General features: G+C 41.9%; 13 protein-coding genes. 8 read left to right on the forward strand and 5 right to left on the reverse strand.

Annotated features, from left to right (window positions below; all coding sequences use genetic code 11):
* Window positions 1-85: 85 nt before the first annotated feature.
* Window positions 86-1780, reverse strand: coding sequence for a M3 family oligoendopeptidase (locus tag ABU165_RS08100; protein WP_318060059.1), 1695 nt, complete (start codon window positions 1778-1780; stop codon window positions 86-88).
* Window positions 1781-2204: 424 nt separating this feature from the next.
* Here ABU165_RS08100 and ABU165_RS08105 point away from each other — a divergent pair, with 424 nt between their 5' ends.
* On the forward strand, window positions 2205-3035 hold the full coding sequence (locus ABU165_RS08105; RefSeq protein WP_318060060.1) for a protein-glutamine gamma-glutamyltransferase: 831 nt from the start codon (window positions 2205-2207) through the stop codon (window positions 3033-3035).
* A 189-nt stretch (window positions 3036-3224) separates the two neighbouring features.
* Window positions 3225-3383 (forward strand): YjcZ family sporulation protein, encoded by a 159-nt coding sequence (locus ABU165_RS08110; protein ID WP_148950342.1) that lies wholly within the window; start codon window positions 3225-3227, stop codon window positions 3381-3383.
* A gap of 1049 nt (window positions 3384-4432) precedes the next feature.
* Here ABU165_RS08110 and ABU165_RS08115 read toward each other — a convergent pair.
* Window positions 4433-5413 carry an SDR family oxidoreductase gene (locus ABU165_RS08115; RefSeq protein WP_371931607.1) on the reverse strand — a complete coding sequence of 327 codons (981 nt, stop codon included), beginning with the start codon at window positions 5411-5413 and terminating at the stop codon, window positions 4433-4435.
* Between the two features lie 1081 nt (window positions 5414-6494).
* Between ABU165_RS08115 and ABU165_RS08120 the strand changes: the two genes are divergently transcribed.
* The 5 genes from ABU165_RS08120 to ABU165_RS08140 are packed head-to-tail and all read left to right on the forward strand — an operon-like array spanning window position 6495 to window position 8810.
* Complete coding sequence (locus ABU165_RS08120; RefSeq protein ID WP_094767369.1) at window positions 6495-6740, forward strand: spore gernimation protein GerQ; 246 nt, start codon at window positions 6495-6497, stop codon at window positions 6738-6740.
* A gap of 16 nt (window positions 6741-6756) precedes the next feature.
* The gene (locus tag ABU165_RS08125; RefSeq protein ID WP_094767370.1) at window positions 6757-7125 is read left to right on the forward strand and encodes a spore coat protein; all 369 of its coding nucleotides are present in this window, start codon (window positions 6757-6759) and stop codon (window positions 7123-7125) included.
* 18 nt (window positions 7126-7143) lie between these two features.
* The gene (locus ABU165_RS08130) at window positions 7144-8280 is read left to right on the forward strand and encodes a zinc-dependent alcohol dehydrogenase (protein WP_094767371.1); all 1137 of its coding nucleotides are present in this window, start codon (window positions 7144-7146) and stop codon (window positions 8278-8280) included.
* 17 nt (window positions 8281-8297) lie between these two features.
* Complete coding sequence (locus ABU165_RS08135) at window positions 8298-8492, forward strand: hypothetical protein (protein ID WP_094767372.1); 195 nt, start codon at window positions 8298-8300, stop codon at window positions 8490-8492.
* Between the two features lie 18 nt (window positions 8493-8510).
* Entirely contained in the window at window positions 8511-8810 is a 300-nt protein-coding gene (locus tag ABU165_RS08140) for a spore coat protein (RefSeq protein ID WP_094767373.1), read from the forward strand.
* 164 nt (window positions 8811-8974) lie between these two features.
* Here ABU165_RS08140 and ABU165_RS08145 read toward each other — a convergent pair whose 3' ends face one another.
* Entirely contained in the window at window positions 8975-9847 is an 873-nt protein-coding gene (locus ABU165_RS08145; protein ID WP_311224474.1) for an SDR family oxidoreductase, read from the reverse strand.
* A gap of 173 nt (window positions 9848-10020) precedes the next feature.
* Between ABU165_RS08145 and ABU165_RS08150 the strand changes: the two genes are divergently transcribed.
* A complete protein-coding gene (locus ABU165_RS08150) occupies window positions 10021-10458 on the forward strand; it encodes an Rrf2 family transcriptional regulator (RefSeq protein WP_101547548.1) in 438 nt (145 codons plus the stop codon).
* Window positions 10459-10671: 213 nt separating this feature from the next.
* Here ABU165_RS08150 and ABU165_RS08155 read toward each other — a convergent pair whose 3' ends face one another.
* Both ABU165_RS08155 and ABU165_RS08160 read right to left on the reverse strand, forming a co-directional pair.
* On the reverse strand, window positions 10672-11007 hold the full coding sequence (locus tag ABU165_RS08155; RefSeq protein WP_094767376.1) for an IDEAL domain-containing protein: 336 nt from the start codon (window positions 11005-11007) through the stop codon (window positions 10672-10674).
* Between the two features lie 80 nt (window positions 11008-11087).
* Window positions 11088-12110, reverse strand: a complete 1023-nt coding sequence (locus tag ABU165_RS08160) for an LLM class flavin-dependent oxidoreductase (protein ID WP_094767380.1) — start codon at window positions 12108-12110, stop codon at window positions 11088-11090.
* Window positions 12111-12142 lie beyond the last annotated feature (32 nt).

Consider the following 12142-nt stretch of genomic DNA (forward strand, 5'->3'; position numbering starts at 1 on the left):
AATTTTGAATATTTCCAACTAGGCTAAGTTGAAGCAAAAAAGGAGATTGGCCCCTTATATTGGCCAATCCCCAAATTATTACTTTTTAAAGAGCCTCATCATCAACCGTATCCAAATAAGCCTCAATCTCACCAATCACCGATTTCACACACCCATCTTCAAACGGAGAAATCAAATTCGCTTCTTTGACAAGTCCTGTGAATGACTGGCTTCCGCCCTGCTTGCATAAGTGCAGGTAATCCTTCCAGGCTTCTTCAGTATTTTCCTGCGTACGCTTCCAGAATTGCAGCGCACAGATTTGGGCCAGTGTGTAATCAATATAATAGAAAGGAACTTTGTAAATATGTCCCTGCTGCTGCCAGAAGCCGCCATTTTCCAAGAAATCATTTCCTTCATAATCGCGATGCGGGAGGTACTTCTTCTCGATATCTCTCCAAGCGTGCTTTCGCTTGGCTGGAGTTGCTTCCGGGTTAGCATACACAAAATGCTGGAATTCATCGACTGCTACACCATAAGGAATAAACAGAACCGCTTCGCTTAAATGAGAGAACTTGTATTTATCCGTATCTTCCCCGAAGAAGAGGTCCATCCATGGCCAGGCAAAGAATTCCATGCTCATGGAGTGGATTTCACATGCTTCCAGCGTAGGGAACCCGTACTCAGGCACTTCAAATCCACGGCTTTCAAATACCTGGAAAGCATGCCCCACTTCATGCTTTAATACACGAACATCGCCTTTGGTTCCGTTAAAGTTCGCGAAAATGTATGGTGACTTATGCTGGCTGATATAGGTGCAGTATCCGCCGCCAGCTTTACCAGCTTTGCTTAACAGGTCCATCAGGTTGTTTTCCACCATATAAGTGTAAAATTCGTTCGTTTCCGGGGACATTTCCTCGTACATTTTCTTCGCCTGATCGACAATCCACTCCGCATCTCCCTTAGGATCAGGATTTCCTGTCTTAAAGCTGAAGCTGTCATCGTAATACCTGAATGTATCGACGCCGATACGTTCCTGCTGCCTTTGTTTGAGTTTGGTGGCTAATGGAACGATATACTCTTTCACCTGGTCACGGAACTTTGCCACCATTTCAGCATCATAATCAGTACGGGAAAGCCTGGCATAAGCTAACTCTGTAAAAGAAGAAAAACCCAGCTTCTTGGCAATACGGGTACGCACTTTTACAAGCTTGTCGTATAAACCATCCAACTGATCGGCATGCTCAATGAAGAAGCTGTACTTCGCTTCATTGGATTCCTTCCTCACGCTGCGGTCAGGTGACTGGTGGTAAGGAACTAACTGGGCAAGATTTTTCACTTCCCCATCAAACGGAATCTTAGCCGAAGCAAGCAGATCCACATACTCACTAACCAGCCTGTTTTCTTCCTGCATCTCCTTCAGCACATCAGGAGAAAACGTCTTTAACTGACTGTCCGCCAATAGGAATAACTGTTTCCCCCACTTATCCTCCAGCTGAGAGCGGAATTTTGAAGCTGTAAGGGCCTCATAAAAATTTGTGATTAGACCCTTGTAGGCTGGTCCCACTTCATTGAAAAAATCCTTTTCTTTCTTATAAAACTCATCTGTTGTATCAATCGTCTGACGGATCTGCACAATCTGCCTCATGCTGTCAAACTCAGAACGCAGCTCATTGATTTCTTTCATTACGGCGTCCTGGACTTCAAAGGACTCCGCAGATTGGAACTTCTCTAATAATTGATTAAAATTTCTTTCTGCCTCTTCCATATTAGGTCTTGTGTATGGGTAGTCATTAAAATTCATCAAAGATCCTCCTTATGCAGTAAAAATATCATACGTACATATTTCGGCAGAATGAGACAAATTCCTTTTAGTTTTGAAGAAAAATTTCGTTTTTCGAAATATAATTTCGCTGCTGTTGTTCCAAACCATCAAGAATGGCTAAGGAAGCGGCATTTAAGCATCTTCAGAAGAAATGCGTACTTTTGCCATTATTATTTTTTGCCTCTTCTAACCTTCACCGAGCAAAAGTTCTCCAGTATAAACATAATCAGCTGTATCTTCTTAATTCTTCTCAGACTCCTTAAGCTGAACAACATTTACCTTAGCGAATTTGTTTGTTGAGCCAAGGGACCTGACCCCTTGGCTCTTTTTAACATGATTCATAAATAAGAGAATACGATAGATATGAGCGCAAAGAAAAGCGAAATAGGAATTGGGGGATTGTATGATCCAGATATCAGGGGTACCTTTTCAAAACCAAGAAAATGGGCAGCTTGGAAGTGTTGAGAAAACGATCATGCAGCAGATGCAGACTGCACCAGTTTTGTATTCTTATAATTCCGAGTATGAATTACTTTTTGAACTTACAGTGCGAAAGAACATTATTCAAAGCGCGAAAGAAATGGACAAAAGTCAGGCTGTGTTTACAAGCTTTGAATATGCCCGCTGCAATCCCAGGTACTGGCAATTAACAAGAGCAGGCGGATTCCTTTTAAGGCCAGATGTGCGGCCGGCTGATGCAATTATAGATATTTATCGGAACGGTTCATACTATGCATTTGAATGCGCGACAGCAATTCCAATCATCTATTACCATGCCATATTGAATAGTATCGGCAGCAATGGGTTTAATTCACTGTTTCAGAATCTTTATCTTTACAGCTGGCATACAGATACAGACCTGGGCATCATCACCTTTTACTCTGATCATTTTATATCTGGAGACGTCCTGTACGTAAATAATCCTGACTTTGATCGAAAAACACCACATTTCAGGGGTGTTAATGCTGTGCTCCTTGAGGATGGCAGGCTGTTTGGACACGGATTTAATATTAGAACATCAGAAGAAATGATTCGGCTCCTTAATGAGACGAGAAAACCGGACAGTCAGCAATCAGCATATATAACAAAATTGGTGACCAGGCCTTCTTTCAAGTATTTATTAAGAGCGGCAGGCTGGCAAAGGAACAGTGCAGCATACAAACCCCAGCGTCCAATCGTGCACCATAACAAAAGCTCCATTTCATATGTACACTATCTCTATTATTCAATCTAATAGCCGGTCAGATCAAATCACCCGGACATTCGCCCATTTTTTTATAGACGGGCTCCAAACTCACCTTCGAGAGTACTATATAGAGAAATTCATTACTCGAGGGAGGTATGATACATGTATTCAAATCTAAACGCTCCGCCGACTCTTAGTGCAAATGTTCCTCCAAACGTTGCTCCTAATGCCGCTCCAATGCCTGCCTATACATCCCCAGCATATGATTATGGAGCTCCATATCCTGCATATAGTTACAGCTGCCCTAGTCACCGGAACGATTTTTTCTTAATTGTAGTTCTGTTTATTTTACTTATCATTGTGGGGGCAAGCTTTTACTGCGATAAAAAATGCTAACTTCAGTGCTTATTGCAAAGAATAAGTGAAAATAATGATCAACCTAGGGACTTGGGGAACTCCTCAAGCCTTATTTTTATATAAGAAAAACATTAAACTCATATTCTATTAGGCGTTCATCGTTCTTCCTATCAAAATAACAAAATAAATCGCCATTGCCTGCGTCTGAAAGATTATCAAATGGCATATAAATATCTCTATAATCTTTAAAATTTCTATAAAATAGACTGTCCTTAATCATTTGGGAAGCTGGCCAAACCAAAGGACAATTCCAGTTGTCAAACACACCATTTGTTTCATTAAATAAGGCAGTTAATTCTTCTGGTAATTCAACATTTAATTCTTATTGAATTTGAGCAATCTCAAGTTTAATCCTTCTTTTTACTATTCTGCCGGTAATATGGGGCTGTTAATTTCCGTTCCAGGCACTTCGCTTTCCGCGGGGCGACGCTGAGCCTCCTCCCGCTGTGCGCTGCGGGGTCTCAGCATTGCCGCTGCTTTCCCACAGGAGTCTACGTGCCTTGCCTCCAATTAACAGGTTTTTTTAAACTTTGTGTGAGTTTAACATGGGTTATGTTGATGTGGGGTCAGGCACCTATTTTTTGTTTTCTTCCTGCATTTCCTACAGGACATCAGGAGAAAACGTCTTTAATTGACTGTCCGCCAATAAGAAAATCTGTTTCCCCACTTATCCTCCAACTGAGAGAGAAATTTAGAAGCTGTAAGGGCCTCATAAAAGTTTGTGATTAGACCCTTGTAGGCTGGCCTCACTTCATTGAAAAATCCCCTTACTTTCTAATAAAACTCATCCGTTGTATCAATCGTCTGACGGATTTGAACAATTTGCCTCATGCTGTCAAACTCAAAACGCAGCTCATTGATTTCTTTCATTACGGCGTCTTGGAATTCAAAGGACTCAGCAAATTGAAACATCTTGTATTTTAAAAAATGGCACTAAGCATGGAACTTTAACCAATAAAAAAACCGATTCCCCCACAATAATTGGAAATCGGCTGCGCTTTACTAGATTTCGGAAATTTAGCTTTCTTTTATGAATGAGTAGATTCTCCGCCGTCCACATGCAGCACTTGGCCGGTGACAAAGCGTGAATCATCGGATGCCAAATATACATAGGTTGGAGCTAATTCAAATGGATGGGCCACACGCTGCATAGGATTAAAGGCTCCGTATACCGCCACTTGGTCTGACGAAAAGCTCGCAGCGATAAGCGGCGTCCAGATCCGTCCGGGCGCTACTGCATTAACTCGGATTCCCTTTTTCACTACGTTTTTGGCCAGTGCACGGGTAAATCCTACGTTGGCGCCTTTTGTAGCAGTATAATCAATCATTTGTTTTTCGCCAACATAAGTCACAACAGATGAGGTTTGGATGATCGAGCTTCCCGGTTTCATATATGGAAGCGCTGCTCTTGTTGTATAGAAGTGAGAATAGATATTTACCTTAAAGGTGTCATCGAATTGCTGATCCGTAATGTCCGTCAAGCTCTTCTGCTGGAACTGGATCCCCACATGGTTACAGAGTATATCCAGGCGGCCGAATGTCCTTACCGTTTGTTCTACAATGGCGACACATTGCCGTTTATCCCGCAAGTCGCCAGGCATTAATAAACAGCGCTGGCCAAGTTGTTCAACCCTCATTCTGGTGCGGTTTGCATCCTCATGTTCATTTAAATAAGCAATGGCTACGTCAGCGCCTTCCTTGGCAAACGCAATCGCTACCGCAGCCCCAATACCGCTGTCACCGCCTGTAATGAGCGCAACCTTTCCCTTTAATTTTCCGCTTCCTTTATAATTGGGATTTTCAATGATCGGCCGGGGCACCATTAACCCTTCCACACCAGGATGGAAAAGCTGGCGTTGTTCAGGTAAATTTAATGGTATTTCCTCATATTGAATGATTTTTCCATAATTAGGATACATCGGGTATGGGTGTTCCACTTTATTGGCATCAAATGCTTGCTGCAGCTGCTGGATCTCCTGCAGCTTCTTTTGCTCCTTCAGGCCCATCATGTTACTCTGCTGATATTTCCCCATCATATCTCCGTATTGATATTGCCCTATCCCATTACCAGCATGCTGGCCCATTTGCGGCATAACATATTGGGGCATTTGATTGGTTTGCTGCATTTGAGGCATTGGGTACTGTGGCATCTGATTGGCTTGCTGCATTTGGGGCATATGATAATGGGGAATCTGATTGGCTTGCTGCATCTGATACATTTGAGTTTGATACAATTGCGATTGATTCATTTCCGGCATTTGATCCATCATATCCATTTGATCCGTGAATTCGATGTCTTGCATCTGATCCACTTGCGGCATTTCGCGATTCTGATTTTCTTGACTCATAGGAAACCTCCAGGTTTAAAACTTTATGTTTAACCTATGTTGGGCGTCTGAACGAAGTGCCTGTTTTCCAATAAAGTAAAATCCTCTTTCTATCGGCTCAGATGTTTGTTCATGACCGTTTTAAGAAAGTGGTACATGCTCCATATCCAATTAGTATGAATAAGGTAAAAAGTAAGAAAAAATGTTAAGGAGGCAGCCATTTGAATTTCGAGTTTAGTCCTGAAGTAAAATTATTGCTGGTCAATCATTCAGATCAAAAAGTAAGGATGGATTATATCAACCATTCCTGGCCAATGCCGGAAATTGGTTGGAGACCGCCTTATTATACTAATCCCAGGTATGGTTTTAACTACTCTATTATCTAATATTCAAATTTGGGCGTCATAAAGTTTCGAGTAAAAGAAAATGCCTGTATCTTCAATTAGATTCATGGATACAGGCTTTTTTTAATAGCTATTTTTTCTTTTCTATTTACTGAAAACAGACTTTTTACTTCACTACATAAAACTGAAGAAAAATACAATATATTCATCACTGGGAATATTCAAATAAATACAGTGAATTCATCATTGCCCCCCTCGCTTTTTTGCTTATTCTAATAAATACTGTACATTTCATTTCTCCTTAAATCTTCTTTTTTCCTCCTGCAGTTTTAACTAAAAAATACCCTAAAAAAATCGGGATAATTTGCTGTAAATTTTGAAACTATATCTTTGTACAAGTCAATAAGGAGGTCACCAGAATGGACGTTCAAAAATTAGCCGATCATGAGTCATTGGATCTGCATGAAGTTATTAACTTTAAAACCCTTTGCCTGGCGAAATCAAAACTAATGCAAGGTCTGGTATTTGATCAGGATTTGAGAGAATTAATGAAAAAAGATGTTGAACAATCTATCCAATCGCTTGGAGAATTACAGGCGATTTATCAGCGTGCACCTTTTGAAGCTCCTGTTCCTCAAAACCGCCCTACACCAATAGTAAATTGAAAAGGAGGCAACTTCATTGAATAATGACTATTTAGACCCTATAAACTCATTACATGTACCTGAACTGGCTGATACCACATTTGCCATGGACTTCCTCCTTCGTGCTAAAGAAGGTGTGCGTAATATTGCTGTCGCATTAACGGAGTCGGCATCACCTGATGTTAGAACCCTCTTACGAAACCAATTAATGCAAGGTATTACCATGCATCAGGAAATTACAGACCTGATGGTCAGCAAAAAATGGTTCCACCCACACGAACTAAGTGAACAGTATAAACTAGATCAGCTCTCTGCCAACAATACACTGATGATTGGCAAAATGAATCTGTTCCCTGTTGAAACCAATAGAAAAGGTATGTTTGACCGGACACCTGATGAACAATAACACTGGAGGCTGTATAACATGAAGGCAGTAACATATCAGGGCATTAAAAATGTTGTAGTCAAAGAAGTTCCAGATCCAAAGATCGAAAAACCAGATGATATGATAATTAAAGTAACGAGTACAGCAATATGCGGATCTGATTTACATTTGATTCATGGAATGATTCCAAACATGCAGGAAGACTATATTATCGGTCATGAACCGATGGGGATTGTTGAAGAGGTTGGACCAAATGTAACGAAAGTAAAAAAAGGGGATCGTGTTATTATTCCTTTTAACATTGCCTGCGGGGAATGTATGTATTGTAAAAACCATTTGGAAAGCCAATGTGATAATTCTAATGATAATGGCGATATGGGTGCATATTTCGGATATTCTGGTACGACTGGCGGCTATCCAGGCGGACAAGCAGAGTATTTAAGAGTGCCGTTTGCCAACTTTACTCATTTCAAAATTCCTGAGACTTGTGAAGAACCAGATGAAAAGTTATCCGTTATTGCCGATGCGATGACTACTGGTTTTTGGAGCGTTGACAATGCAGGCGTAAAAAGTGGAGATACAGTTATTGTATTAGGATGCGGTCCGGTTGGTCTTTTTGCTCAAAAATTCTGCTGGTTAAAAGGTGCAAAGCGTGTCATTGCGGTAGATTATGTCGACTACCGTCTGCAGCATGCCAAACGTACCAACAAAGTTGAAATTGTTAATTTTGAACAATTTGAAAATGCGGGAATGCATTTGAAAGAAATGACAAAGGGCGGCGCTGATGTTGTCATTGATGCAGTTGGTATGGACGGTAAAATGACTGATATGGAATTCCTTGCGAGTGGAATGAAGCTTCAAGGGGGAGCATTAAGTGCGTTTATCATGGCTTCACAAGCAGTGCGTAAAGGCGGGACCATTCAAGTTACGGGCGTTTACGGCGGCAGATATAATGGTTTCCCTTTTGGAGATATTATGCAGCGGAATATCAATATCCGCTCCGGACAGGCCCCTGTCATCCATTATATGCCATACATGTTTGAATTGGTATCGACTGGCAAGATTGACCCAAGTGATGTAGTAAGTCATGTCCTTCCTCTCAGCGAAGCAAAACATGGATATGAGATATTTGACACAAAAATGGATGAATGTATTAAAGTTGTGCTGAAACCTTAAGGGAGGAGGAATAAAAAATGAACTACGCCTTGCATGAAGTTCTTGAGGTTCATGAGATGGCTGCATTTAAGACCAATTGCCTAACAAAGTCCAAAACGATGAAAGCGTTGGTTACAGACCCTCAATTAAAAGATATTATGCTGCAGGACATTGATGTATCTACGAGACAATTACAAGAATATGCTTCTATCCTTTCGAATGCTAAGCAGTAAATTAGGAGGTGGATGAAAATGAATCCAATCATTGAAAATTTAACTGGCATGAATGCATTATCAGATCAAGTGGTTGCAATGGATCTGCTCATTTCAGCTAAAAGCGGAGTGAGAAATTATGCCATGGCAGTTACGGAGTCAGGAACACCGGAAATTAAAGAAATACTCACCCGCCATTTAGTGGAAGCTCTTGATATGCATGAACAAATATCCACTTATATGGCAGCAAAAGGATGGTATCATGCTTATGATACAAACGAACAGATCAGTTTGGATTTAACTAATATTGATACTGCATTGAACTTACCGACATTATAAAATATTCAGGGAACAGTTTAAAACTACTGCAGGCAAAGTATTTTAGAAACCATTTGCCTGGTGTCATCATAAGAGTATCTATAGAAGAAGCCTTCCTGCTTTTAAAACATCAACGAACATAAAAACCGGCCATTTCTATCGAAGAAAGGCCGGTTTAATTTTGTTTATCTTGTCTGGGAGATTTCATTGACCATTTCAGTTAATGCCTCTTTGACAGGTGTGGCAGGACGTCCCAGAACCTTTTCGAAATCGTTGCTTTCAACTTCCAGAGAGCCGCTGCGAATGCTTTCCTGAATGCCTACCAGGAGCGGGATGATGAACTCAGGGAGACCTGCATCTTTCATGATAGCCGCATAGGCAGTGTCATCCACCTGCTGCACATTGACATCTTTCCCCAGGACATTCCCCAGTTCGGATACAAGTTCTTCCTGGGTCAATAATTTCCCTGACAGTTCGTAGATTGTGTTTTCGTGACCACTACCAGAGAGGACTGCAGCAGCAGCTTCTGCATAATCCTGCTGCGTTGCCCAGCCTACTCTGCCATTACCTGCTGATGTAACCCATGGTGCCCCAGCCAAAACAGCCTGGATGGTTGGAATTTCATTCTCGAGGTACCAGTTATTGCGGAGAAATGAATAAGGGATCCCTGTTTTCTTGATGGCTGCTTCAGTGGCAACATGAGGCGGAGCCATTAGATTGGTGCTTTCAGAAGCTTTGGCTATACTTGTATAAGCAATAAATTTAACACCGGCGCGCTCCGCAGCAGCGACCGCGTTTCCATGCTGGCGGATTCTTGTTTCATTGTCCCCATCAGCAGAAATGATTAACAAGCGGTCAATGCCGGCAAAAGCTGTATCCAATGTTTCCGGGCTGTCAAAATCACCCTTACGGACGTCTACTCCGCGAGCTTCTAATCCTGCAGCTTTTTCAGGATTACGGACACTGACAGCCACTTGCTCAGCTGGAACAGTTTTTAATAAAGAATCCACAATTTTTGTTCCAAGTTTTCCTGTGGCGCCTGTCACTAATAATTTCATAATAAAGTCCTCCTAGTTTCACTTTACGGTTGTAACCAATTCAATTACCTGTAATCATTATAATTACAAGAGAGTGTCAAGTCAACATAAACGGTTTGCCCTTTGTTATTCTTCATGATTTTAAGGTATAATAAACCTGTAATCGAATTAATTACAAACGGAAGGGATGCTTTATGTCCATCAGCAGTAGATTTTCTGTAGGAATTCATATATTGTCGTTGATTGAGTTTAATAAGGACGGGATTAGCTCTTCCGATTTTCTGGCCTCTAGCGTTAACACGAACCCTGCTGTAATCAGGAAACTTATGGGGATGTTAAAGAAAGCAGGATTGGTAGAGGTGCACCCAGGAATCGCAGGAGCCAAGCTTGCCAGGGAAATGTCGGAAATTACACTCCTTGACGTATACAAGGCTGTTAATGTTGTACAAGATAATGAGTTGTTTGGAATGCATGAAAATCCTAATCCCGACTGTCCGGTGGGAAGGCACATCCAAAACACAATTGAGCCGATATTTTCAGCTGCACAGTTAGCAATGGAGAAAGTATTGGGTAACGTGCTGCTCGAGGATGTTGTTAAGGATATTGGTGAAAAATCAAATATCGACTGTTAATATAAAGGCATTCATATAGAATGTCTTTTAATTTTTTCCCAAGTTTGGCCGAAAGTAAGTGAAGCACTTTGTCCATTTGGTCCTGCAGCTGAATCACTCCTCACTAAGTTAAGGGAGAATGGCAGATAGGAGAAAAAAAGTGCCTGCCGCTTCCCAGCCTTGCAAGGAACTTACAGACACTCATCCTGCCGAATCGACATTTCTTCTTTTGCGTTATCTAATGGAATCAACAAGCTGCCTCATGGAGTTTATCTGGGAAGAAAGTTCTATAAACCATTCCTCGTCTCCTGTAGAAAGCGCCAAATCAATCAGAAAACGAATTTGCTCTTTGTTTGATACTTTCGTTTCCGGCAATTTCTTCACATCTTTGCTCTGCATTAGAATAGTTTTCCCAACAGCCATATCATTATCAGATGTAACGGCTGTTACTTTCAGAGCCCCACCCTGGGCAGCTAGAGATTCTATATAACCCATTAGCAGCTCCCCATCGATTGACTTTCCCTTTACCCAATCCCCTGCTTTTAAAATGGGATCTTTATGTGCAGTCATTCTTTATTCACCTCTCTAAATTTTTCGGCTAAACCGCGAGTAACTATAACTTTTAGGCTTGATTGCTGATGTCCTCCTTTTTACCGTTCGCTATTTGTGATTTCTGCCAGAAGCTCGTATGATCGCAGGCGGGCTTTGTGATCGTACACTTGGGCAATGGTCATGATTTCATCTGCCTGGCTCTCTTCCAAAAATGTATGCAGCTTTTCCTTTACCGTCTCCCTGCTGCCGACAATTGATGAGCCTAATTGCTGCTCGAGTGCCTTTAACTGGTAGCTGCCGGCAACTTCGGATATGTCATCTACCGGTGGTTGAAGCGGGATAAGGCTGCCGCTCATCAGATTCAAAAATTGCTGCTGTATGGTGGTAAAAAGGCGCTTTGCCTCTTTATCGGTTTCTGCTGTAATGATATTCAATGCCACTATCGCATACGGCTTATCGAGAACATTCGAAGGCTTAAACGCTTTGCGATAGATCTGCAGTGCACCCAGAGTATTAAGCGGCGAAAAATGGGCGGCAAACGCGAATGGCAAACCCAGTTCTCCGGCCAGCTGCGCACTGAAGCCGCTTGAACCCAGCAGCCAGATTGGAATATTCAAACCTTCACCAGGAATAGCTTTTATAGGGTTCCCTTGTGCCAGGGATGGATCAAAGTAACCTCGGAGTTCCGCTAATTGCTCAGGAAAGTCATCTCCTGTGCTTCTCAAGTCGCGTCTCAATGCGCGAGCGGTCCCCTGATCTGTACCAGGTGCCCGTCCCAGACCAAGGTCAATTCGCCCCGGGTATAATGATTCAAGAGTGCCAAACTGCTCAGCAATTACCAGCGGGGCATGATTCGGAAGCATGATTCCACCTGAACCAATCCTGATTTTTGATGTACCGGCTGCCACATGGGACATCACAACAGAAGTGGCGGAGCTGGCTATAAACGGCATATTATGGTGTTCTGCCAGCCAAAAACGGTTGTAGCCAAGTTTCTCAGCTAGCTGTGCGAGTTCCAATGTATGGCGGAAAGAGTCAGCAGGAGTACTTCCGGCTGTTATCGGCGAAAGATCAAGCACAGAGAATGGAATTTCGTTTAGTTTATTTGCATGTTTAGACATAAGTTCATCTTCTTTCCTTATCAAATATTTTT

Source organism: Cytobacillus sp. T106, from assembly GCF_040492155.1.
Classification (GTDB): Bacteria; Bacillota; Bacilli; order Bacillales; family Cytobacillaceae; genus Bacillus_AB; species Bacillus_AB infantis.

What these genes read in the sequence shown, in the direction of transcription:
- ABU165_RS08100 (WP_318060059.1), bottom strand. Translation starts at nt 1,780, where the DNA reads ATGAATTTTAATGACTACCCATACACAAGACCTAATATGGAAGAGGCA.
- ABU165_RS08105 (WP_318060060.1), top strand. Translation starts at nt 2,205, where the DNA reads ATGATCCAGATATCAGGGGTACCTTTTCAAAACCAAGAAAATGGGCAG.
- ABU165_RS08110 (WP_148950342.1), top strand. Translation starts at nt 3,225, where the DNA reads ATGCCTGCCTATACATCCCCAGCATATGATTATGGAGCTCCATATCCT.
- ABU165_RS08115 (WP_371931607.1), bottom strand. Translation starts at nt 5,413, where the DNA reads ATGATGGGCCTGAAGGAGCAAAAGAAGCTGCAGGAGATCCAGCAGCTG.
- ABU165_RS08120 (WP_094767369.1), top strand. Translation starts at nt 6,495, where the DNA reads ATGGACGTTCAAAAATTAGCCGATCATGAGTCATTGGATCTGCATGAA.
- ABU165_RS08130 (WP_094767371.1), top strand. Translation starts at nt 7,144, where the DNA reads ATGAAGGCAGTAACATATCAGGGCATTAAAAATGTTGTAGTCAAAGAA.
- ABU165_RS08135 (WP_094767372.1), top strand. Translation starts at nt 8,298, where the DNA reads ATGAACTACGCCTTGCATGAAGTTCTTGAGGTTCATGAGATGGCTGCA.
- ABU165_RS08140 (WP_094767373.1), top strand. Translation starts at nt 8,511, where the DNA reads ATGAATCCAATCATTGAAAATTTAACTGGCATGAATGCATTATCAGAT.
- ABU165_RS08145 (WP_311224474.1), bottom strand. Translation starts at nt 9,847, where the DNA reads ATGAAATTATTAGTGACAGGCGCCACAGGAAAACTTGGAACAAAAATT.
- ABU165_RS08150 (WP_101547548.1), top strand. Translation starts at nt 10,021, where the DNA reads ATGTCCATCAGCAGTAGATTTTCTGTAGGAATTCATATATTGTCGTTG.
- ABU165_RS08155 (WP_094767376.1), bottom strand. Translation starts at nt 11,007, where the DNA reads ATGACTGCACATAAAGATCCCATTTTAAAAGCAGGGGATTGGGTAAAG.
- ABU165_RS08160 (WP_094767380.1), bottom strand. Translation starts at nt 12,110, where the DNA reads ATGTCTAAACATGCAAATAAACTAAACGAAATTCCATTCTCTGTGCTT.